Origin of the sequence: Sphingomonas sp. (genome assembly GCF_017744835.1) — a bacterium.
In the GTDB taxonomy this organism is placed as follows: Bacteria; Pseudomonadota; Alphaproteobacteria; order Sphingomonadales; family Sphingomonadaceae; genus Sphingomonas.
The window spans coordinates 1-24,849 of sequence record NZ_JAGIAM010000001.1 but is presented as its reverse complement, the minus strand read 5'-3'; the positions used below and the strand labels follow the sequence as shown (position 1 = coordinate 24,849).

Sequence of the window (24,849 nt, the reverse complement as noted above, 5' to 3'; positions counted from 1 at the left end):
GTGCCGGGGAGGATCGAGGAAGCTGCCCCCTCATACGCCGTCCTCCAGCAGCACGAAGCTGTCCTTGGTGCCGCCGCCCTGGCTGGAGTTCACCACGAGCGAGCCTTCGCGCAGCGCCACGCGGGTGAGGCCGCCGGGGACGATGCGGACGCCGTCGCTGCCGGTGAGGACGAAGGGGCGGAAGTCGACGTGGCGGGGGGCGAGGCCGGCCTCGGTCAGCGTCGGCACGGTCGACAGCGCCAGCGTCGGCTGGGCGATGTAGCGGTGCGGCTCGGCGACCAGCGCGGCGCGGAACTCCTCGATCTGCGCGCGGGTGGCGGTGGGGCCGACGAGCATACCGTAGCCGCCCGATCCGTCGACCAGCTTGACGACCAGCTCGGGCAGGCGGTCGAGGACGTATTTGAGTGCGTCCGGCTCGCGGCAGCGCCAGGTCTGGACGTTGGGCAGCTTGGCCTCGCCGCCCGAATAGAAGCGCACGATCTCCGGCATGTAGCTGTAGATCGCCTTGTCGTCGGCGATACCGTTCCCCGGCGCGTTGATCAGCGCGACATTGCCCGCGCGATAGGCCGCGATCAGCCCGGGCACGCCCAGCAGCGAATCCGCGCGGAAGGTGAGGGGGTCGAGGAAATCGTCGTCGATCCGGCGGTAGATCACGTCGACCTTCACGCGGCCGGCGATCGTCTGCATCCAGACCATGTCGTCGTCGACGAGCAGGTCCGCGGCCTCGACCAGCTCGATCCCCATCGAATCGGCGAGGAAGCTGTGCTCGTAATAGGCCGAGTTGAAGTGGCCGGGAGTGAGCACGACGCAGACCGGATGCGGATTGGCGCCCGGCGCCACCGAGCGCATCGTCGCGAGCAGCTTGTCGGGATAGGAATCGACCGGCGCCACGCGGAAATCGCGGAACAGCTCGGGGCACAGCCGCAGCATCGCCTCGCGATTCTCGAGCATGTAGGAGACGCCCGAGGGGGTGCGGGCATTGTCCTCGAGCACATAGAATTCGTCCGGCCCGGTGCGGACAAGGTCGATCCCGCAGATATGCGCCCAGACGCCGTGCGGCGGGCGGACGCCGGCGACTTCGGGGCGGTATTGCTCGTTGCGGTAGATCAGCTCGGGCGGGATCAGCCCCTCGGCGAGGATGCGGCGCTCGCCGTAGATGTCCTCGAGGAAGGCGTTGATCGCCTCGACGCGCTGGACCAGCCCTTCCGAGAGCCGGCGCCATTCGTCGGGCAGGAAGATGCGCGGCACGATGTCGAAGGGGATGATCCGCTCGGCCGCGTCGCTGTCGCCATAGACGGCGAAGGTGATGCCGAGCTGGCGAAAGGCGGCCTCGGCCGATTGCTGGCGGCGCTGGAGCTCGGCGCAGGGCGTCTCCGCGACCCAGCGGGAGAGCGGCGCGAATTCGGGACGCGGTGCCTGGGGGCCGCCGCGACCCCAGATTTCATCGAACGCCGCGTCTGATGCCATTCGATCTCCAAGCGCAGGAGGCGTGCCAGGAGTTCCATGCTGCAACGCTTTGCTGCGCTGCACAAGAGGTGTTCAGCGGCTCCGCGCGAGATCGGTCAGCAGTGCCTGGCTGAGGATCTGCGGCAGCACCTCGGGCTCGGCGGCGCCGGGCTTGTACCAGAGGTAGAGCGGCACGCCGGCGCGGTTGTGCCGCTCGATGAAGCGGCCGAGCTCGGGGTTGCCGTCGGTCCAGTCGCCGACGAGCACCGCGACCTTGCCCTCGGCGAGCGCCTGGGCGACGGGCGCGGTCTCGATCACGGCCTTTTCGTTGACCTTGCAGGTGAGGCACCAATCGGCAGTGAAATAGGCGAAGACCGGGCGGCCCTCGGCGCGGAGCTGCGCGAGCCGGGTCTCGCTGAACCGCTCGGCGCCGGCGACGGCGGCGCGCTCGGCGGTGGCGGGCGCCGGGCGGATGACTACGGCGGCGGCGAGCGCGAGGAGCAGCAGCGGAAGCGCCGGGAGCCAGGCCCGGCTCAGGCCGCGCGCCTGGCGACGCCCGCCCCACCACAGGCCGAACGCCGCGAGCAAGGTCGCGCCCAGCCCGAACGCCATGCCGTCGACTCCGGCCTGTCGCCCGAGCACCCAGGCAAGCGCGAGCGCAGTGAGGAACATGGGGACCGAGAGGATGCGCCGCAGCGTCGCCATCCACGCGCCGGGCCTGGGCAGGCGGCGGCGGAGCGCGGGCACGAAGCCGAGCAGCAGGAAGGGCAGCGCAATGCCGAGCCCCAGTCCGGCGAACACCGCCAGCGCCGCGAACCAGGGGAGGATCAGCGCCGCGCCCATCGCCGATGCCATGAACGGACCCGCGCAGGGTGTCGCGACGAAGGCCGCGAGCGCCCCGGTGGCGAAGGCGCCGCCGTGGCCCTTGGCCGCGGCGCGGTTGACGAAGCCGGGGGCGTTGATCTCGAACAGCCCGGCGAGGTTGAGCGCGATCGCGCTGACCAGCAGGAGCAGCAGCAGGATCACGCGCGGGCTGGTGAGCTGGAATCCCCAGCCGACCGCCATGCCGCCCGTCCGCAGCGCGAGCATCCCCGCGCCGAGCGCCAGGCACACCAGCACCACGCCCGCGGTGTAGGCGAGCGCCTCGACGCGCGGGCTGGCCGCCGAGTCATTGGCCTTGGCGAGGCTCAGCGCCTTGAGGCTCAGGATCGGGAAGACGCAGGGCATGACGTTGAGCACCAGCCCGCCGAGCACCGCGGCGCCGAAAGCGAGCAGCGCCGCGGCGAGTCCGGGTCCCCCCCCGCCGTTGCGTGCGGGCGGCACGGTGCCGGGCTGGGCGCGCACCTCGAAACCGCGGCCGCCCACCGCGAGCACGCCTTCGAGCAGCGCGGGCGCTCCCTTGGCGCCGGTCTCGATGACGATGCGGTCGCCGTCGCGGCCGAGCGTCTGGGGCGCGGCATAGTCGATCGCGTCGCGCGTCGCCGGGAAGAACCAGGCCTCGCCCGTAAGCGCGTCGGCGGGGAAGGGGATGGCGATGCGGACGCGTCCGTTCTCGACCTGGAAGCGCGCGTCGACATTGAGCGGCTTGGGCAGCGCCGCGCGCCACGCGTCGAAGCGCGCGCGGCGGTCGGCGGGCACGCTGCCGTCGCCGACGGTCAGCTGAGTGGCGAGCTCGGCGCGTTCGGGCACGCAGATCTTGTCGGTGCAGACCAGATAGTCGAGCCGCACACGCACCGGCAGCGCCTGCCCCGGTGTGGCGGAGGCGGGGACGCGCAGCTCGACCAGCTGGGCGAAGGGCTTCTCGAAGACGAAGTTCATCAGCCCGCCGATCACCAGCCGCTGCGGCACCGGATAGCGCAGCGGTCCGGCGCTCATTCCGGCGGGGAGCGTCCATGCGGCGCGCGCGGGCAGGCCGGCATCGCCCGGGTTCTGCCAATAGGCGTGCCAGCCCGGCTCGGGCGTCGAAGCGAAGGCGAGCGTGACTTCGCTGCCGGGGGCGGGGTGCTCGGTCTCGGCGATCAGCTCGATGCGGACGTGCGGGCCCTCGCCGAGCGGCTGCGCGGCGGCGGGCGTGCACAGGAGCGCCGCGAAGGTCGCCAGCAGCGACATAAGTCTGAAACACAAGTCGCGCATCCACTCGCCCCGCCGGTCCGGCACCACCGATAGCAGCGGCGGTGCGGGGTTGGCGAGCGGGGAGTCGACGTCCGCCGATTGCCCTCTGTCCCGCATTCACGCCTGCGGCTATGCCTCGGTCCGCCGGGGCGCCCTGCAGCGCAAGACCTTCCCGCCTGGAGACTGCAATGAAGCTCGTCGGTTCGATCCTGTCCGCAGCGGCGCTGCTCGCGTCCGCCCCGCTCGCCGCGCGCGAAGCGGCGCCCGCGCAGCCCCAGGCCGAGCCGGCTCGCGCCGCGCCCAAGCTGCTGGTGGTGATCTCGGTGGACCAGTTCTCGGCCGACCTGTTCGCCGAATATCGCACGCACTTCACCGGCGGCTTCGCGCGGCTGCTCTCGGGCGCGGTCTTCCCTGCGGGTTACCAGAGCCATGCCGCGACCGAGACCTGCCCCGGCCATTCGACGATCCTGACCGGCGCCCGCCCGGCGCGCACGGGGATCATCGCCAACGACTGGACCGACTTCTCGGCCCCGCGCGCGGACAAGACCGTCTATTGCGCCGAGGACGAGCGCGTGCCGGGCAGCACGTCGAGCAACTACACCGTCTCCGACGTGCACCTGAAGGTGCCGACGCTGGGCGAGTGGATGAAGGCCGCGCATCCGGGCAGCCGCGTCGTCTCGGTCGCGGGCAAGGATCGCGCCGCAGTGATGATGGGCGGGCACAAGGTCGACGAGCTCTGGTGGTGGAACGGCAAGGACGGTTTCGTCTCCTATGCAGGCCGCGCGGCTCCGGCGATGGTGACGCGGATGAACGCGAACATCGTCGCACGCATCGCCGAGCCGCAGCCGGCGATGGAGCTGCCGAGCTTCTGCGTGCCCAAGGCGCGTGCCATCCCCATCGGCGGCGGCAAGACCGTCGGCGACGGCCGCTTCGCGCGCGCGGCGGGTGACGCGAAGGCCTTCCGCGCCTCGCCCGAGTTCGACGAATCGATCCTCGCCACCGCCGCGGGCCTCGCGACGGACATGAAGCTCGGCCAGGGCGCCGACACCGACCTGCTGATCGTCGGCGCCTCGGCGACCGACTATGTCGGCCACACCTTCGGCACTTCGGGCAGCGAGATGTGCCTGCAACTCTCCGCGCTCGACCAGTATCTGGGCAAATTCTTCGCGGCGCTCGACCGGACGGGCGTCGATTATGCGGTGGTGCTCACCGCCGACCATGGCGGGCACGACCTGCCCGAGCGCAACCGCGAGCATGCCGCGCCGATGGCCGCGCGCGTCGACCCGGTGCTGACGCCGACTGCAATGGGCAAGGCGATCGCAGCGTCGCTGGGCCTGGGCAGCGAATCGGTGCTGGAGGGAAGTGCCGCGGGCGACGTCTATGTGACGCCGAACCTCACGCCCGCGCAGCGCAAGGCAGTGCTCGCCGAGGCGATCAAGCGCTATTCGGCGCACCCGCAGGTGCAGGGCGTCTTCACCCGCGCGCAGATCGAGGCGACCCCGCTCGCCAAGACTCCGCCCGAGACCTGGACGCTGCTCGAGCGCGCACGCGGCTCCTACAATGCCGAGCGTTCGGGCGACTTCGTGATCGCGCTCAAGCCGCGCGTCACGCCGATCGCCGATCCGACCAAGGGCTCGGTCGCGACCCACGGCAGCTTCTGGGACTATGACCGCCGCGTGCCGATCCTGTTCTGGCGCAAGGGGATGACGGGCTTCGAGCAGCCGCTCTCGGTCGAGACGGTGGACATCGCGCCGACGCTCGCCGCGCTGGTGGGGGTGAAGGTGCCGGTCGAGATCGACGGGCGGTGCCTGGATCTGGATGCAGGGCCGGGGGATAGCTGCCGGTGAGGCCCTAACTCCCTCTCCCCTTGTGGGAGAGGGAGGGAGCCGACGAAGTCGGCGGAAGGGTGAGGGGGAGTGAGACTCATGTCCCCCTCATCCTTCCCACTCGCTTCGCGAGCGGGCCCCTTCCTTCTCCCACAAGGGGAGAAGGAGTTTACCGCCGCTCGAAGGCGCGGATGCCGGGCCCCAGCCGGTTGTCCCTGAGCGCGATCGCCGAGCCACTGAGGTCCGCGACGAAGGCGGGGTTGGTGGGCGCGCCCGGGGCGAGCGTGGCGGTGTTCTCCTCCACGCGCAGCCCATTGGACGGATAGGTCCGCGATTCCGCGGCGATCACGATCAGCCCGGAGTGGTTCTCCTTGGCGCGGCCCTGGACGAAGACGTTGCGCGCGATCAGCCCGGTGCCGCCTTCGCACAGGTCGATCATGTAGTTGGTCTTGCGCCCGGCGCTGTCGTCGAAGCTCGAATCGGTGATGTTGACGCGGCGCGCGCGCAGCTTGACGTAATGGCCGCCGGTACCGCGCTCGAAGCGCGAACGGGTGATGGTCACGTCGCCGTCGACCGCGAGATAGATCGAATGGCTGCAGTCGACCGTCTCGTCGCACTGGCCGAGCCCGGAGAAGGTCGAACGGTCGATCGTGATGCGGCGCACGGTCTCGTGTCCGCCGCCGAGGATGCCCTCCTGGCTGTCGAGGAACATCGAGTTGGTGACGGTGAGGTCGCCCATTTCGATGCGCACGCCCGCGCCGTTGCCGTCGGAGACCGAATAGTTGCGGAAGACCACGCCATCGATCGCCGAGCCGCGGCCGCGCAGCACGAAGCCTGCCTTGCCTTCGCACGCTTCGCGCTCGAAGATCGCCTTGCCGGGCTCGACGGCCTTGTAGGTGATGCGGCCGCCGGTCTGGACGGTGCACTGGCGATAGACGCCGGGCGCGATCAGGATGGTGGCGGTGCCGTCGCGGACTGCGGTGACGGCGTCGTCGATCGTGGCGAAACCCTGGCCGGTCTCGGCGATCACGAAGGGCGCCGGCTGCGGCTCGGCGGCGGCAGGAGCGGCGAGGGCGAGGAGCAGGGCGAGCGGGCGCATGGGGGGAGTGTGCGCTCCGGCTGCAAATATCGGGTTAAGGGCACCTCTTCGTCATCCCCGCCTTCGCGGGGATGGCGGAAGGGGGCGAGATGACGAAGGGGGCGCTTACCGCAGCATCTTGATGATGCCGGAGAAGTCGAGCGTCGCGCCTTCGCCGTTTACGAAGGCCTCGTAGAGCTCGGCGGCGCGCGCGCCCATCGGCGTGTCGGCGCCGACACCCTTTGCCGCTTCCATCGCGAGGCGGAGGTCCTTGAGCATCAGCGGCGCGGCGAAGCCGCCCTGATAGTCGCGGTCGGCAGGGCTCTCGGGGCCCACGCCGGGGACCGGGCAATAACTCGTCATCGACCAGCTCTGCCCCGAGCTGACCGAGGCGATGTCGTAGAAGCGCTGCAGGTCGAGCCCGAGCTTCTCTGCGAGCAGGAACGCCTCGCACGTCGCGACCATCTCGGCGCCGAGCAGCATGTTGTTGCAGATCTTGGCGGCCTGGCCGGCGCCACTGGTGCCCGCGTGGATCACGGCCTTGCCCATGTCCGACAGATAATGCTCGGCGCGCGCGAACGCATCGGCGCTGCCGCCGACCATGAAGGTGAGCGTGCCGGCATTTGCGGCGGCGATCCCGCCCGAGACCGGCGCGTCGACCGCGGCGAGGCCATGCTCGGTGGCGGCCTGGGCGACGCGGCGCGCGGTCTCGACGTCGATCGTCGAGCAGTCGATCAGCACCGCGCCGGGGGCGGCATTGGGGAGCAGGCTTTCGGCATAGACCTGCTCCACATGCTTGCCGGCGGGGAGCATGGTGACGATCGCCTCCGCGCCGTCGACGGCCTCGGCGGCACTGCTGGCGGGAAGGCAGCCCGCCTTCTTGGCGCGTTCGAGCGCATCGGCCGACAAGTCGAAGGCGCGGACGTCGTGCCCCGCCTTGGCGAGGTTCGCGGCCATGCCGCCGCCCATGTTGCCCAGTCCGATGAAGGCTACGCGTGCCATATTCGCATCTCTCTCCAAATTCCCTTCCCGCTTGCGGGACGGGTTAGGGGAGGGGATATGTCCCTCGCCCACAGCTATTCAGGCCCTCCCCCGACCCCTCCCGTGAGCGGGAGGGGAGCTAAGTCACTTCCCCTTCCAGCTTCCCGGACGCTTCTCGACGAAGGCGGCCATGCCTTCCTTCTGGTCCTCGGTGCCGAACAGCGCGTGGAACAGCCGGCGCTCGAAGGCGACGCCCTGCGCCAGCGTGGTCTCATAGGCCGCGTTGACCATTTCCTTGTTCGCCAGCACCGCGAGCGGCGCCATCGACGCGATCTGCGCCGCCGTCTTCACCGCTTCCTCGACCAGCTCTGCGGCCGGGACGATGCGGCTGACCAGGCCGGCGCGCTCGGCCTCGGCGGCGTCCATCATCCGGCCGGTGAGGCACATCTCCATCGCCTTGGCCTTGCCCACCGCGCGGGCGAGGCGCTGCGAGCCGCCCATGCCGGGCGAGACCGCGAGCTTGATCTCGGGCTGGCCGAACTTCGCGGTGTCGGCCGCGAGGATGAAGTCGCACATCATCGCCAGCTCGCAGCCGCCGCCCAGCGCATAGCCGGCGACCGCGGCGACGATCGGCTTGCGGGTGCGGGTGAAGGCGTCCCAGCCGGCGAAGAAGTCATGGCCATACATGTCGGCGAAGCCCTGGGCCTGCATCTCCTTGATATCGGCGCCGGCGGCGAACGCCTTTTCGCTGCCGGTGATGACCGCGCAGCCCTGCGAGGCGTCCTTGTCGAAGGTGGCCATCGCGTCGAGCAGCTCGGTCAGCACCTGGCTGTTGAGCGCATTGAGCGCCTGGGGACGGTTGAGCGTGACCAGCGTGACGGCGCCGCGCTGCTCGACGAGGAGGGTTTCGTAGGTCATGCGGGGGTCCAGGCTTCCTGTTCGGGCAAGGGGGCGAAGATTTCGTCGAGCATCGCGTCGGTAACCGCCTCGGGCGTCGCCGGGTCCCACTTCGGCGCGTTGTCCTTGTCGACGATCACCGCGCGCACGCCTTCGAGGAAGTCGTGGCGCTGCGCGACGCGGGATGCGATCGCATATTCTTGGCGCATCTCGTCGGCGAAGCTCGCCATGCGCGCGCCTTCGCGAAGCTGGCGGAGCGCGACCTTCATCGTCTGCGGCGACTTGGTGCGCAGCGTCGCCAGTTCCTTGCGCGCCCATTCGTCCTCGGCTGCTTCGGCCTCGAGCGCGACGATGATGTCCTCGAGCCGATCCGAGGCGAAGGTGCGGTTGATCGCCTGGTGGTTGCGCGTGATCCGCGCGTCGGGGGCGGGGCTCGAAAGTTCGGTCAGGATTGCGGCGATGTCGGCGGGGCTGGCGGCGATGCGCGCCTTGGCCTCCTCCAGCCGTTCGGCATGGACGTAATGCGTGGCGAGGCCGAGCGCGAGGCATTCGGCGCCGTCGAGCCGCGCGCCGGTGAGCGCGAGGAACTGGCCGGTGCGGCCGGGCAGGCGCGAGAGGTACCAGCCGCCGCCGACGTCGGGGAACAGGCCGATGCCGGTCTCGGGCATGGCGAAGCGCGTGTTCTCGGTGGCGACGCGGAAGCGCGCGGGCATCGAGATGCCCACGCCGCCGCCCATGGTGATCCCGTCCATGAAGGCGACCACCGGCTTGGGGTAGTGGAACAGCCGGTGGTTCATGCGATATTCGTGGAAGAAGAAGTCGCGCGCGGCCTTGCCGTCGCCGGCGCCCGATTCCGCGACCATGCGGATATCGCCGCCCGCGCAGAAGCCGCGGCCCTCCGCGTGATCGATCAGCACTGCCTCGACTGTGGAATCGTCCTGCCACGCGGCCAGCGCATCGGAGATGGTGTGGCACATGGCGGTGTTGAGCGCGTGGATCGCCTTGGGCCGATTAAGCCGGATGCGGCCGATGCGGCCTTCGATGGAGGTGAGGACGTCGGTCATAGATTCTGTTCACGCAAAGGCGCAAAGGCGCGAAGGGAAAAAGCTTGGTTCGCGCAGAGGCGCAGAGAGCGCAGTGGGGCGGCCGGTGCAATCGTCTCGCGCCAGCGAGCCGCCGAAATCCATTTCGACCGAAACCGCTGCGCGGATTTGAACGGCACAACCCTCTGCGTCCTCTGCGCCTCTGCGCAAACAAAAATCTTCGCGCCTTCGCGCCTTTGCTTGAACAATCGAGTCATTGCCGCGTCAGCTCGCGGCCCACGATCATGCGCATCACCTGGTTGGTGCCCTCGAGGATCGAGTGGACGCGCAGGTCGCGCCAGAAGCGCTCGATCGGATAGTCCATCAGATAGCCATAGCCGCCGTGGAGCTGGAGCGCGCGGTCGACCACCGACGAGCCCGTGTCGGTCGCCAGGCGTTTGGCCATTGCGGCGAACTTGGTCTTGTCGGGCGCATTGGCAGTGACCTTGGCCGCGGCGAGATAGAGGAGCGCGCGGGCGGCCTCCAATTCGGTCGCCATGTCGGCCAGCATGAACTGGGTGTTCTGGAAATCGGCGATCGTGCGCCCAAACTGCTGGCGCTCCTTCGTGTAGCGGATCGCCTCGTCGAGGCAGCGCTGCGCTCCGCCCAGCGAGCAGGCGCCGATGTTGAGCCGGCCGCCATCGAGTCCCATCATCGCGAAGCGGAAGCCCTCGCCCTCCCCGCCGACGCGGTTCTCGACCGGCACGCGGACGTCCTCGAAAGTGACCTGGCGTGTCGGCTGCGAATGCCAGCCGAGCTTGCGCTCGTTGGCGCCGAAGCTGACGCCGGGCATGTCCTTCTCGATGACCAGGCACGAGATGCCCTTGGGCCCTTCCTCGCCGGTACGGACCATCGTGACGTAGATTTCGTTCTCGCCGGCGCCCGAGATGAACTGCTTCGATCCGTTGACGACATAATGGTCGCCGTCCCGCACCGCCCTCGTCTTGAGCGCGGCGGCGTCGGAGCCCGAGCTCGGCTCGGTCAGGCAATAGCTCGCCATCCGCTCCATGGTGATCAGGCTGGGGAGATACTTGGCCTTGAGCTCGGCGCTGCCGAACCGGTCGATCATCCAGCTAGCCATGTTGTGGATCGAGATGAAGGCGCTGGTCGAGGGGCAGCCATAGGCCATCGCCTCCATGATCAGCGCCGCCTCGAGCCGGCCAAGGCCGATGCCGCCCGATTCCTCCGAGACATAGATCGACGCGAAGCCGAGCTCGGCTGCGGCGCGGATCGTGTCGCGCGGGAAGATGTGCTTCTCGTCCCATTCCGCCGCGTAGGGCGTGATCGCGTCGGCCGTGAAGGCGCGCGCCATCTCCTGGATCTGGAACTGCTCGTCGGTGAGGTCGAATTGGCCGGTCATGATCAACCCATCGTCGGGATTACGAATGCGTTCTCGCCGGTGACCGAACCGTCGGGCCAGCGCTGGGTCACGGTCTTGACCTTGGTCCAGAACTTCACGCCTTCCATGCCGTGCTGATTGGTGTCGCCGAAGGCCGAGCGCTTCCAGCCGCCGAAGGTGTGATAGGCGACCGGCACCGGGATCGGCACGTTGATGCCGACCATGCCGACATTGACGCGCGCCGCGAACTCGCGCGCGGCATGGCCGTTGCGGGTGAAGATGGCGACGCCGTTGCCGTACTGGTGGTCGCTGGGCAGGCGCAGCGCCGTGTCGAAGTCGGGCGCGCGGACGATCTGCAGGACCGGGCCGAAAATCTCTTCCTGGTAGGACTTCATGTCCGGGGTGACGCGATCGAACAGGCTCGGGCCGATGAAGAAGCCCTGTTCGTGCCCCTGAAGCTGGAAGCCGCGGCCGTCGACGACCAGCTCGGCGCCTTCGTCGACGCCGGTCTGGATCCAGTCCTCGACGCGCTTCTTGTGCGCGGCGTTGACCACCGGGCCGTAGTGCGCCTCGGCATCGGTCGAGACTCCGACGCGGAGCTTCTCGATCGCGGGGATGAGCTTCTCGCGCAGCGCATCGGCGGTCTTGTCGCCCACCGGCACCACCACCGGCAGCGCCATGCAGCGCTCGCCGGCCGAGCCGAAGGCGGCGCCGGAGAGATCGGCGACGACCTGGTCGAGATCGGCGTCGGGCATGACCACGCCGTGGTTCTTGGCGCCGCCCATCGCCTGGACGCGCTTTCCGGCCTCGACCCCGCGGCGATAGACATAATGCGCGATGTCGGACGAGCCGACGAAGCTCACCGCGGCGATCGCGGGATGGTCGAGGATCGCGTCGACCATCTCCTTGTCGCCGTGGACGACCTGGAGGATACCCTCGGGCGCACCGGCCTCGCGCATCAGCTCGGCGAGCCGGACAGGCACGCTGGGGTCTCGCTCGCTGGGCTTGAGGATGAAGGCGTTGCCGCAGGCGATGGCGACGCCGAACATCCACATCGGGATCATCGCGGGGAAGTTGAACGGCGTGATGCCCGCGCCGATGCCGAGGGGCTGGCGCATCGAATAGACGTCGATGCCCGGCCCGGCGCCCTGGGTGTACTCGCCCTTCAGCACATGCGGGATGCCGCAGGCGAACTCGATCACGTCGAGCCCGCGCTGGACGTCACCCCTGGCGTCGGCGACGACCTTGCCGTGCTCGGAGGCGAGCAGCCGGGCGAGCTCGTCGATATTGGCCTCGACCAGCTCCTTGAACTTGAACATCACCCGCGCGCGGCGCTGCGGGTTGGTGGCGGCCCAGCCGGGCTGCGCGGCCTGGGCGGCGGCGACTGCGCGCTCGAGATCGGCGCTGGTGCCGAGGCGGACGCGCGCCTGGACTTGGCCGGTGTTCGGATCGAACACCTCACTCTCGCGCGACGCGCCGCCGCCTGCCTGACCCGCGATATAATGGTCGACGATACGCATGCATCACTCTCCTGCGGCGGGCTCTGCGGCCCGACTCGTGTCGTGTAATTTTATTGCGCAATGGCATATTGCCTCCCCTCCCTGCAAGGGAGGGGTCGGGGGGTGGGTTCAGCGAAGTCGAGGCTCGATGCCTCGGCTTCGCTTCATCTGTAGGAGCGCGGCTGGCGCCGCGCACCCACCCCCAGCCCCTCCCTTGCAGGGAGGGGAGTTTTTCAGTCCCTGGTCCGCCCGATCGGCACGGGGAGGAGGCGGCCTTGCTCGTCGGGGACGATCATCACTTCGACGCCGAACGCCTGACGCAGCGGCTGGTGCGCGAGCGCCTCGCCGGCGGGGCCGAAGGCGATGACGCGACCCTGATTGAGCAGCAGCACGTCGTCGGCGGCGCGGGCGGCCTGGATCAGGTCGTGGAGGACGATCACCACGCCCATGCCCTCGCCGGCGAGCGCGCGGAGCCGGTCGAGCAGCGCGATCTGGTGGACAGGATCGAGGCTGGCGAGCGGCTCGTCGGCGAGCAGCCACTGCGGCGTGCCCGCCAGCACGCGCGCGAGCAGCACGCGGGCGCGCTCGCCGCCCGAGAGCTGGTCGGCGGTGCGCGCGGCGAGGCGATCGGTGTCGGTGGCGTCGAGCGCGGCCTGCACCGCGGCATCGTCCTCGGGCGACATGCCGGCGAAGGGCGAGCGGTGTGGCAGGCGGCCGAGCGCGACGAGATCGCGCACGCCGATGTTCCAATGGACGGTCGGGTCCTGCGGAAGATAGCCGATCAGCCTGGCGCGTTCGCGCGGGTCGATGCGGGCGAGCTGGCGCGTGTCGAGGCGGACCTGGCCGGCGTCGGCGTCGAGCAGGCCGGCCAGCGTCTTGACCAGAGTCGACTTGCCCGAGCCGTTGGGGCCGAGGATCGCCGTCACGCGCGCCGGGCGGAAGGCGGCGCTCACCCCCTCGAGCACGCGGCGCGCGCCTAGGCTCACGGCGAGGTCGGAGACGCTCAGCTCCATGCCGATCGCCTCAGTTTGAGCAGCAGCGCGAAGAAGAAGGGCGTGCCGAGCAGCGCCATCGCGACGCCGAGGCGGATCTCGGCGGCGCCGGGGCCGAGGCGGACGAGGCTGTCGGCGGCGAGCACCAGCGCGGCGCCGCCGAGCGCGCTCGGGAGCAGCAGCGCGGAGGGGCGGGCGCCGGTGAGCGGGCGAAGCAAATGCGGGACGATCAGCCCGACGAAGCCGACCACGCCGGTCACCGCGACGCTGGCGCCGACCGCGAGCCCAGCGCCAAGCACGATCAGCAATTGCACGCGCCCCAGCCGCACGCCGAGCGACCGCGCCGCGGCCTCGCCCAGCGTCAGTGCGTCGAGCGCGCGGCCGGTAAGGAGCAGCAGGGCGCAGCCGAGCGCGATGAAGGGCAGCGCGAGCTGGACCTCGGCGAAGCTGCGGTCGGTGAGCGCGCCCATGATCCAGTCGATGATCTCCGCGGTCGCGAAAGGGTTGGGAGCGATCGAGATGAGGAAGGCCGTGAGCGCGCCGCCGAGGCTGGCGAGCACGGTGCCCGCGAGGATGAAGGCGACGGCGCTGTCGGCACGCCAGGCCAGCGCGGCGAGCAGCAGCATCGACGCGCAGGCGGCGAGCATCGCGGCAGCGAAGATGGCGAGCGGCGCGCTGGCGGCGAAGAGCACGATCGCCGCGACGGCACCCAGCGCCGCGCTGGACGAGACGCCGACCACCGCCGGATCGGCGAGCGGGTTGCGCAGATAGCCCTGCAGCACCGCGCCGGCGAGCCCGAGCGCGGCGCCGATCGCGAGGCCGAGGATCGCGCGCGGCAGGCGCAGCTCGAGCACGATCCACCAGCGCGGATCGTGCGAGAACCAGGCGGCGGGGGGTACCCACACCTTTCCAGCCATCAGCGAGCCGGCGAAGAGCAGGACGACGAGCAGCGCGAGCAAAGCGAGGAGGAACGGGCGGCTCATGGGCCCACCTCGCGCCGGACCTCGGCGAGCCGCGTCATCGCCGTGGCGATCACCGGGCCGCCGCAATTGACCAAGCTGCGGGGGAAGCGTGCCTGATCGACCTTCGCCCCCATGCGCGCGAGCGCGCGGCCGCGGAGCTGGGCGGCGCGCGAGTCGGCATCACGGCCGGGCTCGTCGGGAACGAGCATCACGCGCGGCGGATCGACGAGCACATGCTCGATCGGAAGATAGCCGGTGTGCTGCAGCCCATAATGCGCAGCATGATCGCTGAAGCCGGCCTTGACCATCATCTCGTCGAGCAGCGTGCCGCCGCCCGAGACGAGATTACCGCCGATCCACAGCAAGGCGGGCACCGCGGGGCCGGAATGCGCCGCGGCGGCGACGGCATGGTCGATCCGCGCGACCATCGCCTCGCCGGCGGGGACGGCGTCGAGCGCGGCGGCGAGCGCGCGGACCTGCGCCTTGCTCGCTTCGATAGTCACGGGCGAATCGAGATAAAGCGTCTTCACCCCCGCACGCGCCAGCGCCTCGCGCGTCGAGGACGCCGTGAAGCTGCTGGCCACTACCAGGTCGGGGCGCATCGCGATCACTTCCTCGGCAGTCCCGCTGGTGGTGCGGAAGCGCGCGGCGACCTGGGGCGCGATCGAGCTGGCGGCGGGATCGCGCGAATAATGGCTGATCGCGGCGATACGCTGGGGCGGCACCAGTTGGACCAGCATCGCATCGGCACAGGGGTTCATCGAGACGATGCCGCCGCCAGCCGAGGACGACGGCGCCGCGCACCCGGCGACCAGCAGGCACAGGAGCGCGGCGCCCCGCATCAGTCGAACCGCAGCCGCACGCCGGCGTGCGCAGTGCGGCCGAAGGTGCCGTAGCCGGCGACGGTCTGATAGTCCGCGTCGAACAGGTTCTCGACGCGGCCATAGAGCTCGACCTGGCGGGTGACGGGCACCGAGGCGCGGATGCTCGCCAGCGCATAGCCGTCGAGCCGGACGGTGTTGGCGGCATTGTCGAAGCTGTCGTCCACGATCAGCAGCGTCGCGCCCAGGCTCGGGCCGTGGGCAAAGCGATAGTCGACCGACAGGCTGCCGGTGTCGCGCGGGCGGCGGGGCAGGTCGTTGCCGAGATTGGCGCCGGGCGAACGATTCTCCGCATCGACGTGCGTGTAGCCGCCGCGCAGTGACAATCCGGTGACGGGCTGGGCGACGATCTCCACTTCGACTCCGCGCGCACGTGAGCGGGCGATGTTGAAATAGGTCGAAGTCGCCAGATCGAAGTCGATCTGCTGGCGCGTGTCGCGGCGGAACCAGGTGGCGCCGAGCGACAGGCCCTTGGTGATCTCCTGCCGCGCGCCGACCTCATAGCTCTCGGCGGTCTCAGGCTGCAGGTCGGGCGTGCCGTAGAAGCTGAAGCGCTGGTAGAGCGTCGGCGCCTTGAACCCCTCGCCATAGCTGGCGTGGAGCAGCGTGCCGGCCGCCGGGCGGAGCGCGGCGTTGGCGCCCCAGCTCATATGGCTGCCGAAGCCGCTGTGATCGTCGTTGCGCAGCCCGGCGGTGAGCGTGAGGGGCTCGACCGGAGTCACGATCGCTTCGCCATAGACGCTGGTGATGCCCTGGCTCGCGCGCGTGCTGCCGTCGAAGAAGCGGCTGTCCTCCTGCTCGGCGCCGAAGACGAGCCGCGCGACCGATCCGAGCGCGGCCTCGCCCTGATAGGCATAACGCTCGCTGCGGCCGCGCGAGAAGAAGCTCGCGTCGCTGCCGGACGCCGGATCGTAATTGTCGCGGTTGACGTCGGCCAGGGTGAAGGAGAGGCGATGCTTGACCGGGCCGGTCACGCCGTGGAGCCCGACATAGCCATAGGCCTCCTGCGCCTCCGAATATTCCTCGGTATCGGCGAAGGCGTAGGTGGGGGCGGGGAAGCCGTCGAGATCGAGCCGGCTGTGCGCATAATAGCCGCGCAGGTCGGCGCCGAAGCCGGGGGCGAACTCGACCAAGACGCGCGCGGTGCCGCCGATCTGGCGATAGCCGTCGGGCTCGGTGCCGCTCGCCGCCTGGCTGATCCCGTCGGTGGTGAGATAGCCCGCGGTCAGCGCGCCCTGCACGCGCTCGTTGCCCGCCGACAGGGCGCCGCTAGCGCCGAACTGCTCGTTGCTGCCATATTCGGCGTTGCCGCGGACGCGCAGCCCGTCGACCGGCCGCTCGGTCACGACATTGACGACGCCGCCGATCGCCTGGCTGCCCCAGGCGACCGAATTGGGACCGCGCAGCACTTCGACGCGCTCGATCGATCCGGCGAGGAGGTTGCCGAAATCGAAGCCGCCGCCGGGGGCGGAGGGATCGTTGACGCGCACGCCGTCGATCAGGACGAGGGTCTGCTCGGCCTCGGCGCCGCGGATGCGCACGCCGGTGAAGCCGCCGAGGCCGCCGTTGCGAGTGACGGTGACGCCGGGGGTGGTGGCGAGCAGGTCGGAGAGCGCGACGGTCTGGTGCGTCTCGATCTCGTCGCGCCCGATCAGCGTCACCGAGCGCCCGATCTCGTCGGGCGATTGCTCCACGCCGGTGGCGACGACGACGATCGGCTCGTCGCTCTGCGCATGCGCGGCGAACGGCAGCAGCGCTGCAGTGGCGGAAAGGAACAGCTTGTACTTCTTCACGGCAAGACACCTTCTTCTGGGGTCGCCTGCCGATGGAATTGGCGCGGCGACCCGGTTCACGGTGTCGCTCACGCGAGGGTCTCCCCTCGTTCGCCCGGTGCACCCCGCCCGCGCAAAGGAATCGACTGTGAGGGGCAGGTCTCCTGGCTCCCGGGTCAGGGCCTTGGCGCTGCCTTCCCGGGAGGATCCCAGTGGCATGGATGCGCCGGCTCGCCGGTTACAGTTGCGGGGGCAGCCTCGGGTTCGAACCGAGTTCCCTTTTCATCCCCTTGGCAGGGGACACCCGTCACAGCCGCGCTTCTAGAACCGGTATTTTCCTGCTGCAACCGCGAAAAAATCGGGTTTGTCTCGGTAGTGTAACCAACGGTCAATGTCGCCTTTACCATCAGCCCCATAGTCCGGCGGCCATGCGACACACCGCGCTTGCCCTTGCGCCCCGACCTGCGCCCGCGCCCGCCGACTGGCTCACTCCCGCCGAGGCCGCGCCGCCTTCGCTCGGGCTCGAGGACCAGTTGTTGCGCGCGGTCGACATCTTCAACGCCGATCCCGAACTGCGCCTGATCCCTGTCGTCGATGCCCAGCGCCGGCCCGCGGGGGCGATCTTCGAGAAGGACGTGCGGCTGCTGCTGCTCAATCCCTTCGGCCATGCGCTGATGCGCAACCCGAGCTACGGTGACGGCGTGCGGCGCTATCTGCGCTCCTGCCCGGTGGCCGAAGCGACGCTGGGGACGGGCGCGCTGATCGACGCCTATCGCGCCGCCAACGGCACCGAGGGGATGATCCTGACGCTGGACGGGAAGCTCCACGGCGTGGTGGCGAACCGCCGGCTCCTCCATCTCGCCGCCGAGCGCGAGCAGCGGTTGGCAACGGCGCGCGTCGCGCGTGCCGAGCGGATCGAGCGCGCCAGCGAGCGGTTCGAGGAGCAGGTCGCGACGCTTGCCGGCGCGATGGACCAGCTCGCCGCCGAGCTCCAGTCGAGCGCGTCCAACACCGCCGAGCGCGCCACCGACTTGGGCGACCGTGCCGTGGCGGTCGCCTCGGCTGCGTCCCAGACCCGCGACAACATGACCGAGATCGCTGCGCGCGGGCACGACCTCGCGGTGTCGCTGGGCGAGATCGCGCGCAGCTCGAGCGAGGCGCAGGCTGCGGCGGCGACTGCGTCCGACCTCGTCGCCGCCGGCAGTGCGCGCACCCGCGAGCTGCTGCGCGCCGCGCAGTCGATCGATTCGGTGATCGGGCTGATCAGCGAGATCGCGCGCCAGGTGAATTTGCTCGCGCTCAACGCCACGATCGAGGCTGCGCGCGCGGGCGAGGCGGGCAGGGGATTCAGCGTCGTCGCCAATGAAGTGAAGCAGCTCTCGGCACAGACCGGCACCGCCGCTGCGCGGATCGCGGCGCATGTCGGCGAGATCCGCCAGAGCGTCGACGACGTGGCGGCCGGCCATGAGCAGGTCGAGCTTGCGATCGGCGCGATGGCCGACCTGGCCTCGGGCGTGCGCGCCGCGGTCGATGCGCAGGAATCGGCGACGCGCACGATTGCGCGCAACGTCGACGAGGCCGTCGCCGCCAGCACGGGCATCCAGCAGGACGTGGAGGCGATCGGCGGCACGTCGCGCGCCGCCTCGCACCAGGCCAATGCGATGCTGAGCCTCGCCGACCGGCTGCGCGCCGATGCGGGCGCCCTCTCGCGCCAGCTCGACACCTTCCTCGCCGAGCTGCACCGCGCCTGAAGGCCTGTACCCGGGCAGGAACGACCGCTACCGCGCGGGCGTTGAACCGCCTTCGAGGAGGACGCCTGCATGACGAAGCACCATCTGATCCTGGGGCTCGCCCCAGCGCTCGCGCTTGCCGCGTGCGGAGGCAACACGACCACCAACGCCACCACGGGCGACATGACCGGCATGAACATGGAAGACATGAACATGACCGACGAGGCCAATGCGACCACCAACATGGCGGCGCAGGTCTCGCCCGCCCAGCAGTTCGCCAACGACGTCGCGGCGAGCGACCAATATGAGATCGAGGCTGGCAAGCTGGCGCAGGAGAAGGCGCAGAGCCAGGGCCTCAAGGACTTCGGCGCGTTGATGGTCAGCGAGCACACCAAGTCGAGCGACAAACTCAAGACCGCGGGCAATGCCGCGAATCCGGCGATCATCCCGGCTCCGACGCTCACGGCCGAGCAGGAGGCGAACCTCGCCGCGTTGCGCAACGCCGAGGGTGCGGCGTTCGACGCCGCCTACAAGACCCAGCAGACCGCGGCGCACGAGAAGGCGTTGGCGCTGGTGCAGGGCTATGCCGCCAGCGGCGACGTGCCCGAGCTCAAGAGCTTCGCCGGCGAGGCGCAGAAGATGGTCCAGGAACACCTGACCAAGATCCGCTCGCTCTAGCTATTGGCGGGAGGCGGCTCGGCGGAGCGCGCCTCCCGGATCTTCAGGCGGCGCGTTCGTTCGACGCGGCGAGGCTCACCGTCGCGATCGCAGTCGCCGGCGCCGAGGCATCGAGCGCGTCGACGTGCTTCAGCCGCCCGTCGACCGATCCGCCGTTCTCGATCGTGATGGTCTCATATTCGACGTCGCCGGTGATCCGCGCGCCGGGCTCGATCGTGAGCGTCCTGACGCGGACCACGCCCTCGACTGCGCCGGCGAGCCGCGCGACTTCGGCAGTCAGCGTGCCGGTGATGTGGCTCTCTGCGCCCTGGATCACGGTGCCGCCGATCACATCGCCTTCGATCCGGCCCTGGATGTGCAGGTCGGCGCTCGCGCGGACGCTGCCGGTCACCACCACATCGGCGCCCAGCACCGAGAAAGTGCCCCGGCCACCGGACGCAGGCGAAACGACCGTGCGCTTGTCACGCGCGTTGTTGCCGGCAAACATATATGCGACTCCCCCAAAACCCCGGACGGCGCGTATAGCATGATGCCCTGCGGCTGAAATGCCGTAAAAGCCGCATGGCAGGGCGGGCCGGAAGCGCAGCGCGTGGGCGGCTGGGCGAGCGCGGTCCCATTGACCGGCTGCGACTCCATCGCTATAGGCGCCCCCGTTCCGCAAGGCGGGGCTCCGCGCCCTATAGCCCTTTCGGAACAAAGAGCTGAACGTTGCTGGAGACGCAATGGCCCGGGGGGTCACAGACACCCGGGGCCTTTTCGTATTCCGTAGAGATTTGATTTCGCAAGGAATCTGGGCTCCAGCAAAGTAACCGCCGGACGTTTCCGGTAACGCAAAGGTGAAGGGCTTCATGCCGACGATCAACCAGCTGGTCCGCAAGGGCCGCGAACCGCAGAAGACCAAGTCGAAGGTCCCTGCGATGGAGCAGAACCCGCAGAAGCGCGGCGTCTGCACCCGTGTGTACACGACGACTCCGAAGAAGCCGAACTCGGCTCTCCGCAAGGTTGCCAAGGTCCGCCTGACCAACCAGCGCGAAGTCATCAGCTACATCCCCGGCGAGGGGCACAACCTGCAGGAGCACTCGGTGGTCCTGATTCGTGGCGGCCGTGTGCGCGACCTTCCGGGCGTGCGCTACCACGTGCTGCGCGGCGTGCTCGATACGCAGGGCGTCAAGGACCGCAAGCAGAGCCGTTCGAAGTACGGCGCGAAGCGTCCGAAGTAAGCAAGCCAAAGTAAGCCCCGGACAGGTTCCGGACCGGCTGAATCATAAAGGAAACGAGAAATGGCTCGTCGTCGTCGTCCCGAAAAGCGGGAAATCCTGCCTGATCCCGTCTATGGCGATCAGGTGCTTTCGAAGTTCATGAACTCGGTGATGCTGGACGGCAAGAAGTCCGTCGCCGAGCAGATCGTCTATTCGGCGCTCGAGACCGTCGAGCAGCGCGCCAAGCGCGAGCCGATCGGTGTGTTCCATGACGCGCTCAACAACGTGAAGCCGGGCATCGAGGTCCGCAGCCGCCGCGTCGGCGGTGCGACCTACCAGGTTCCGGTGGAAGTCCGTCCGGAGCGTGCCCAGGCGCTTGCGATCCGCTGGCTCATCGCCTCGGCCCGCAACCGCAGCGAGCACACCATGTCGGCGCGCCTTTCGGGCGAGCTGATGGACGCCGCCAACAACCGCGGCAACGCGGTGAAGAAGCGCGAAGACACCCATCGTATGGCCGAAGCGAACCGCGCCTTCAGCCACTACCGCTGGTAACAACAGCACCTATATCCTGGGGAGCCGCCAAAAGCGGCTCCCCGCACCTTTAAGGAAACCACGATCATGGCCCGCAGCCATCCGCTCGAGCGTTACCGCAATATCGGCATCATGGCGCACATCGACGCCGGCAAGACGACGACGACCGAGCGCATCCTCTATTACACCGGCAAGTCCTACAAGATCGGCGAAGTGCACGAAGGCACCGCGACGATGGACTGGATGGAGCAGGAGCAGGAGCGCGGGATCACGATCACGTCCGCCGCTACGACGTGCAAGTGGCGCGCCGAAGAGGGCAAGGGCGAAGAGCACCTGATCAACATCATCGACACCCCCGGCCACGTCGACTTCACGATCGAAGTCGAGCGTTCGCTGCGCGTGCTCGACGGCGCGGTTGCCTGCTTCGACGGCGTTGCCGGCGTGGAGCCGCAGTCGGAGACCGTGTGGCGCCAGGCCGAGAAGTATCGCGTGCCGCGCATGTGCTTCGTCAACAAGCTCGACCGCACCGGCGCGAGCTTCGAGCGCTGCGTCGACATGATCAAGGATCGCCTGGGCGCCCGCCCGGCCGTCCTCTATCTTCCGATCGGCATCGAGGGCGGCTTCAAGGGCCTCGTCGACCTGGTCGAGAACCGCGCGATCGTGTGGCTCGAGGAGTCGCTGGGCGCGAAGTTCGAATATCAGGCGATCCCCGACGACATGGCGGATGCCGCCGCGACGGCGCGCGCCGAGCTGATCGAAATGGCCGTCGAGCAGGACGACGCGGTCATGGAAGCGTATCTGGAGGGCAATGAGCCCGACACCAAGACGCTCAAGGCGCTGATCCGCAAGGGCACGCTGAACTTCTCGTTCGTGCCGGTGCTGTGCGGCTCGGCGTTCAAGAACAAGGGCGTGCAGCCCCTGCTCGACGCCGTGGTCGACTATCTGCCGAGCCCGCTCGACATCCCCGACGTGCAGGGCGTCAAGCTCGACGGCGAGACCGAGGATTCGCGTCCGCCGAAGGACGATGCTCCGTTCTCGGCGCTGGCCTTCAAGATCATGAACGACCCGTTCGTCGGCTCGCTCACCTTCACCCGCATCTATTCGGGCACGCTGACCAAGGGCAGCTACCTGAACTCGGTGAAGGACAAGAAGGAAAAGATCGGCCGTATGCTCCTGATGCACGCGAACTCGCGTGAGGACATCGAGGAAGCGCGCGCCGGCGACATCGTCGCGATCGCGGGCCTCAAGGAGACCACGACCGGCGACACGCTGTGCGATCCGGCGAACCCGATCATCCTCGAGCGGATGGAGTTCCCGGAGCCGGTGATCGAGCTGTCGGTGGAGCCGAAGACCAAGGCCGACCAGGAGAAGATGGGCATCGCGCTCAACCGCCTGGCCGCCGAGGATCCCTCGTTCCGCGTCTCGACCGACCACGAGTCGGGCCAGACCATCATCAAGGGGATGGGCGAGCTCCACCTCGAGATCCTGGTCGACCGCATGAAGCGCGAGTTCAAGGTCGAGGCCAATGTCGGCGCGCCGCAGGTGGCGTATCGCGAGTATCTCGCGAAGCCGGTGGACATCGACTACACGCACAAGAAGCAGTCGGGCGGTACTGGCCAGTTCGGTCGCGTGAAGGTCAAGCTCACCCCGGGCGAGCGCGGTTCGGGCTTCGTCTTCAAGGACGAGATCAAGGGCGGTAACATTCCGAAGGAATATATCCCCGCGATCGAGAAGGGCTTCCGCGAGACCGCGGAGACCGGTTCGCTCGTCGGCTTCCCGATCATCGACTTCGAGGTGCTGCTGTACGACGGCGCGTACCACGACGTCGACTCGTCGGCGCTGGCGTTCGAAATCACCGCCCGCGCAGCGATGCGCGAAGCGGCGCAGAAGGCTGGCATCAAGCTGCTCGAGCCGATCATGAAGGTCGAGGTCGTGACTCCCGAGGACTACCTCGGCGACGTCATCGGCGACATCAACAGCCGCCGTGGCCAGATCCAGGGTACCGACAGCCGCGGCAACGCGCAGACGGTCGAGGCGATGGTCCCGCTGGCCAACATGTTCGGCTATGTGAACCAGCTCCGCTCGTTCACCCAGGGCCGCGCGCAGTACAGCATGCAGTTTTCGCACTACGACGAAGTGCCGCCGAACGTGGCCGACGAAGTGAAGGCGAAGCTGGCGTAACACGAAAACAGCCGCTATGGGGCCGCCTTCCGGCGAGTCCCTTAGCGGCGCGGAATTCAGATCAGAAGGTAGGGAAACAATGGCGAAGGCAAAATTCGAGCGGACTAAGCCGCACCTCAACATCGGCACCATCGGTCACGTCGACCATGGCAAGACGTCGCTGACCGCCGCGATCACCAAGGTCCTGGCGGAGAACGTCGCGGGCAACGCGGCCGTCGACTTCGCCAACATCGACAAGGCTCCGGAAGAGCGCGAGCGCGGCATCACCATCTCGACCGCGCACGTCGAGTACGAGACGGTCAACCGCCACTATGCGCACGTCGACTGCCCGGGCCACGCCGACTATGTGAAGAACATGATCACCGGCGCCGCGCAGATGGACGGCGCGATCCTGGTCGTGTCGGCCACCGACGGCCCGATGCCGCAGACCCGCGAGCACATCCTGCTCGCCCGCCAGGTCGGCGTGCCCGCGATGGTCGTGTTCATGAACAAGGTCGACCTCGTCGACGACGAGGAAATCCTCGAGCTCGTCGAGATGGAAATCCGCGAGCTGCTCAGCTCGTACGAGTTCCCGGGCGACGACATCCCCGTCATCAAGGGCTCGGCCGTCAAGGCGCTCGACGGTTCGGACGCCAAGCTCGGCCAGGAAGCCGTTCTCGAGCTGATGAAGGCCGTGGACGAGTACATCCCTGAGCCGGAGCGTCCGCTCGACAAGCCGTTCATGATGCCGATCGAAGACGTGTTCTCGATCTCGGGCCGCGGCACCGTGGTGACCGGCCGCGTCGAGACCGGCATCATCAAGGTTGGCGAGGAAGTCGAGATCGTCGGCATCCACGACACCCGCAAGACCACCGTCACGGGCGTCGAGATGTTCCGCAAGCTGCTCGACCAGGGCCAGGCCGGCGACAACGTCGGTGCGCTGCTCCGCGGCGTCGGCCGTGAAGAGGTCGAGCGTGGCCAGGTTCTGGCCAAGCCGGGCTCGATCACCCCGCACACCGAGTTCAAGTCGGAAGTGTACGTCCTGTCGAAGGACGAGGGCGGCCGTCACACGCCGTTCTTCGCGAACTATCGTCCGCAGTTCTACTTCCGCACGACCGACGTGACCGGCACCGTCGAGCTGCCCGAGGGCACCGAGATGGTCATGCCGGGCGACAACGTCGCGCTGGGCATCAAGCTCATCGCGCCGATCGCCATGGACGTCGGCCAGCGCTTCACGATCCGCGAGGGCGGCCGCACCGTCGGCGCCGGCGTCGTCAGCGGCATCGACAAGTAAGCTGAAAAGCTAGGTTTGCCGCCCGGCACCCAAAAAAGGGTGTCGGGCGGTTGCCTTTTTATGAGGGTGCCTGTATGGGCCGCCCTCCAGTTTTTGGGTTGAACAGCAAGAGCTCCGTGTACGGGGCCCGCTCTTTCAAATTGGTAGGACCATGGAAACGCAGAACATCCGCATTCGCCTGAAGGCGTTCGATCACCGCGTGCTCGACCAGGCGACCGGCGACATCGCCGACACTGCGCGCCGCACCGGCGCTCTCATCCGTGGCCCGATCCCGCTTCCGACGAAGATCGAGAAGTTCACGGTCAACCGTGGCCCCCACATCGACAAGAAGTCGCGCGAGCAGTTCGAAGTGCGCACCTACAAGCGCATGCTCGACATCGTGCAGCCGAC

Annotated in this window: 21 protein-coding genes and 1 riboswitch; of the genes, 8 read left to right on the top strand and 13 right to left on the bottom strand. The window is 68.8% G+C overall.

Annotated features, from left to right (window positions below; translation table 11 throughout):
* Positions 1–30: 30 nt before the first annotated feature.
* Positions 31–1,467 (bottom strand): circularly permuted type 2 ATP-grasp protein, encoded by a 1,437-nt coding sequence (locus tag J7500_RS00105; protein ID WP_294058937.1) that lies wholly within the window; start codon positions 1,465–1,467, stop codon positions 31–33.
* A 72-nt stretch (positions 1,468–1,539) separates the two neighbouring features.
* Complete coding sequence (locus J7500_RS00100; protein WP_294060634.1) at positions 1,540–3,579, bottom strand: thioredoxin family protein; 2,040 nt, start codon at positions 3,577–3,579, stop codon at positions 1,540–1,542.
* 167 nt (positions 3,580–3,746) lie between these two features.
* Between J7500_RS00100 and J7500_RS00095 the strand changes: the two genes are divergently transcribed.
* A complete protein-coding gene (locus J7500_RS00095; protein WP_294058936.1) occupies positions 3,747–5,405 on the top strand; it encodes an alkaline phosphatase family protein in 1,659 nt (552 codons plus the stop codon).
* 148 nt (positions 5,406–5,553) lie between these two features.
* On the opposite strand, the gene J7500_RS00090 is transcribed toward J7500_RS00095, so the two are convergent.
* From J7500_RS00090 to J7500_RS00045, 10 genes are all read right to left on the bottom strand, one after another.
* Positions 5,554–6,483, bottom strand: a complete 930-nt coding sequence (locus J7500_RS00090) for a right-handed parallel beta-helix repeat-containing protein (protein ID WP_294058935.1) — start codon at positions 6,481–6,483, stop codon at positions 5,554–5,556.
* Positions 6,484–6,588: 105 nt separating this feature from the next.
* The gene (gene mmsB / locus J7500_RS00085; RefSeq protein ID WP_294058933.1) at positions 6,589–7,464 is read right to left on the bottom strand and encodes a 3-hydroxyisobutyrate dehydrogenase; all 876 of its coding nucleotides are present in this window, start codon (positions 7,462–7,464) and stop codon (positions 6,589–6,591) included.
* A gap of 123 nt (positions 7,465–7,587) precedes the next feature.
* Positions 7,588–8,361 (bottom strand): enoyl-CoA hydratase, encoded by a 774-nt coding sequence (locus J7500_RS00080; protein ID WP_294058932.1) that lies wholly within the window; start codon positions 8,359–8,361, stop codon positions 7,588–7,590.
* Complete coding sequence (locus J7500_RS00075) at positions 8,358–9,404, bottom strand: enoyl-CoA hydratase/isomerase family protein (protein ID WP_294058931.1); 1,047 nt, start codon at positions 9,402–9,404, stop codon at positions 8,358–8,360. The genes J7500_RS00080 and J7500_RS00075 overlap by 4 nt, the downstream gene beginning before the upstream one ends.
* A gap of 232 nt (positions 9,405–9,636) precedes the next feature.
* Positions 9,637–10,782, bottom strand: a complete 1,146-nt coding sequence (locus tag J7500_RS00070) for an acyl-CoA dehydrogenase family protein (protein ID WP_294058929.1) — start codon at positions 10,780–10,782, stop codon at positions 9,637–9,639.
* Between the two features lie 2 nt (positions 10,783–10,784).
* The gene (locus J7500_RS00065) at positions 10,785–12,281 is read right to left on the bottom strand and encodes a CoA-acylating methylmalonate-semialdehyde dehydrogenase (RefSeq protein ID WP_294058928.1); all 1,497 of its coding nucleotides are present in this window, start codon (positions 12,279–12,281) and stop codon (positions 10,785–10,787) included.
* Between the two features lie 212 nt (positions 12,282–12,493).
* On the bottom strand, positions 12,494–13,273 hold the full coding sequence (locus J7500_RS00060) for an ABC transporter ATP-binding protein (protein WP_294058926.1): 780 nt from the start codon (positions 13,271–13,273) through the stop codon (positions 12,494–12,496).
* Complete coding sequence (locus J7500_RS00055) at positions 13,264–14,235, bottom strand: iron ABC transporter permease (protein ID WP_294058925.1); 972 nt, start codon at positions 14,233–14,235, stop codon at positions 13,264–13,266. Before J7500_RS00055 ends, J7500_RS00060 begins: the two co-directional genes overlap by 10 nt.
* A complete protein-coding gene (locus tag J7500_RS00050; protein WP_294058923.1) occupies positions 14,232–15,056 on the bottom strand; it encodes an ABC transporter substrate-binding protein in 825 nt (274 codons plus the stop codon). The genes J7500_RS00055 and J7500_RS00050 overlap by 4 nt, the downstream gene beginning before the upstream one ends.
* Positions 15,056–16,888, bottom strand: coding sequence for a TonB-dependent siderophore receptor (locus J7500_RS00045; protein WP_294058921.1), 1,833 nt, complete (start codon positions 16,886–16,888; stop codon positions 15,056–15,058). Before J7500_RS00045 ends, J7500_RS00050 begins: the two co-directional genes overlap by 1 nt.
* 115 nt (positions 16,889–17,003) lie before the next feature.
* Positions 17,004–17,190, bottom strand: a riboswitch (cobalamin riboswitch).
* Between the two features lie 105 nt (positions 17,191–17,295).
* Here J7500_RS00045 and J7500_RS00040 point away from each other — a divergent pair.
* Positions 17,296–18,618, top strand: coding sequence for a methyl-accepting chemotaxis protein (locus J7500_RS00040; RefSeq protein ID WP_294058919.1), 1,323 nt, complete (start codon positions 17,296–17,298; stop codon positions 18,616–18,618).
* Positions 18,619–18,687: 69 nt separating this feature from the next.
* Entirely contained in the window at positions 18,688–19,275 is a 588-nt protein-coding gene (locus J7500_RS00035) for a DUF4142 domain-containing protein (RefSeq protein WP_294058917.1), read from the top strand.
* Between the two features lie 43 nt (positions 19,276–19,318).
* Here the strand turns inward: J7500_RS00035 and J7500_RS00030 are convergent, their stop codons facing one another.
* Positions 19,319–19,762 (bottom strand): polymer-forming cytoskeletal protein, encoded by a 444-nt coding sequence (locus J7500_RS00030; protein ID WP_294058916.1) that lies wholly within the window; start codon positions 19,760–19,762, stop codon positions 19,319–19,321.
* A gap of 361 nt (positions 19,763–20,123) precedes the next feature.
* Here J7500_RS00030 and rpsL point away from each other — a divergent pair, with 361 nt between their 5' ends.
* The 5 genes from rpsL to rpsJ all read left to right on the top strand — a co-directional run.
* Positions 20,124–20,495, top strand: a complete 372-nt coding sequence (rpsL, locus tag J7500_RS00025) for a 30S ribosomal protein S12 (RefSeq protein ID WP_235077518.1) — start codon at positions 20,124–20,126, stop codon at positions 20,493–20,495.
* A 60-nt stretch (positions 20,496–20,555) separates the two neighbouring features.
* Entirely contained in the window at positions 20,556–21,026 is a 471-nt protein-coding gene (rpsG, locus tag J7500_RS00020; RefSeq protein WP_294058915.1) for a 30S ribosomal protein S7, read from the top strand.
* Positions 21,027–21,092: 66 nt separating this feature from the next.
* Complete coding sequence (gene fusA / locus J7500_RS00015; RefSeq protein ID WP_294058913.1) at positions 21,093–23,186, top strand: elongation factor G; 2,094 nt, start codon at positions 21,093–21,095, stop codon at positions 23,184–23,186.
* Between the two features lie 79 nt (positions 23,187–23,265).
* Positions 23,266–24,459 carry an elongation factor Tu gene (tuf, locus tag J7500_RS00010; RefSeq protein ID WP_294058911.1) on the top strand — a complete coding sequence of 398 codons (1,194 nt, stop codon included), beginning with the start codon at positions 23,266–23,268 and terminating at the stop codon, positions 24,457–24,459.
* Positions 24,460–24,610: 151 nt separating this feature from the next.
* Positions 24,611–24,849: 30S ribosomal protein S10 (gene rpsJ, locus J7500_RS00005; RefSeq protein WP_294058910.1), on the top strand; the 239-nt coding region annotated here is incomplete at its 3' end.

Bases quoted from the DNA above. Each gene is read 5' to 3' on its own strand.
- J7500_RS00105 (WP_294058937.1), bottom strand. From the start codon at position 1,467: ATGGCATCAGACGCGGCGTTCGATGAAATCTGGGGTCGCGGCGGCCCC.
- J7500_RS00100 (WP_294060634.1), bottom strand. From the start codon at position 3,579: ATGCGCGACTTGTGTTTCAGACTTATGTCGCTGCTGGCGACCTTCGCG.
- J7500_RS00095 (WP_294058936.1), top strand. From the start codon at position 3,747: ATGAAGCTCGTCGGTTCGATCCTGTCCGCAGCGGCGCTGCTCGCGTCC.
- J7500_RS00090 (WP_294058935.1), bottom strand. From the start codon at position 6,483: ATGCGCCCGCTCGCCCTGCTCCTCGCCCTCGCCGCTCCTGCCGCCGCC.
- mmsB (WP_294058933.1), bottom strand. From the start codon at position 7,464: ATGGCACGCGTAGCCTTCATCGGACTGGGCAACATGGGCGGCGGCATG.
- J7500_RS00080 (WP_294058932.1), bottom strand. From the start codon at position 8,361: ATGACCTACGAAACCCTCCTCGTCGAGCAGCGCGGCGCCGTCACGCTG.
- J7500_RS00075 (WP_294058931.1), bottom strand. From the start codon at position 9,404: ATGACCGACGTCCTCACCTCCATCGAAGGCCGCATCGGCCGCATCCGG.
- J7500_RS00070 (WP_294058929.1), bottom strand. From the start codon at position 10,782: ATGACCGGCCAATTCGACCTCACCGACGAGCAGTTCCAGATCCAGGAG.
- J7500_RS00065 (WP_294058928.1), bottom strand. From the start codon at position 12,281: ATGCGTATCGTCGACCATTATATCGCGGGTCAGGCAGGCGGCGGCGCG.
- J7500_RS00060 (WP_294058926.1), bottom strand. From the start codon at position 13,273: ATGGAGCTGAGCGTCTCCGACCTCGCCGTGAGCCTAGGCGCGCGCCGC.
- J7500_RS00055 (WP_294058925.1), bottom strand. From the start codon at position 14,235: ATGAGCCGCCCGTTCCTCCTCGCTTTGCTCGCGCTGCTCGTCGTCCTG.
- J7500_RS00050 (WP_294058923.1), bottom strand. From the start codon at position 15,056: ATGCGGGGCGCCGCGCTCCTGTGCCTGCTGGTCGCCGGGTGCGCGGCG.
- J7500_RS00040 (WP_294058919.1), top strand. From the start codon at position 17,296: ATGCGACACACCGCGCTTGCCCTTGCGCCCCGACCTGCGCCCGCGCCC.
- J7500_RS00035 (WP_294058917.1), top strand. From the start codon at position 18,688: ATGACGAAGCACCATCTGATCCTGGGGCTCGCCCCAGCGCTCGCGCTT.
- J7500_RS00030 (WP_294058916.1), bottom strand. From the start codon at position 19,762: ATGTTTGCCGGCAACAACGCGCGTGACAAGCGCACGGTCGTTTCGCCT.
- rpsL (WP_235077518.1), top strand. From the start codon at position 20,124: ATGCCGACGATCAACCAGCTGGTCCGCAAGGGCCGCGAACCGCAGAAG.
- rpsG (WP_294058915.1), top strand. From the start codon at position 20,556: ATGGCTCGTCGTCGTCGTCCCGAAAAGCGGGAAATCCTGCCTGATCCC.
- fusA (WP_294058913.1), top strand. From the start codon at position 21,093: ATGGCCCGCAGCCATCCGCTCGAGCGTTACCGCAATATCGGCATCATG.
- tuf (WP_294058911.1), top strand. From the start codon at position 23,266: ATGGCGAAGGCAAAATTCGAGCGGACTAAGCCGCACCTCAACATCGGC.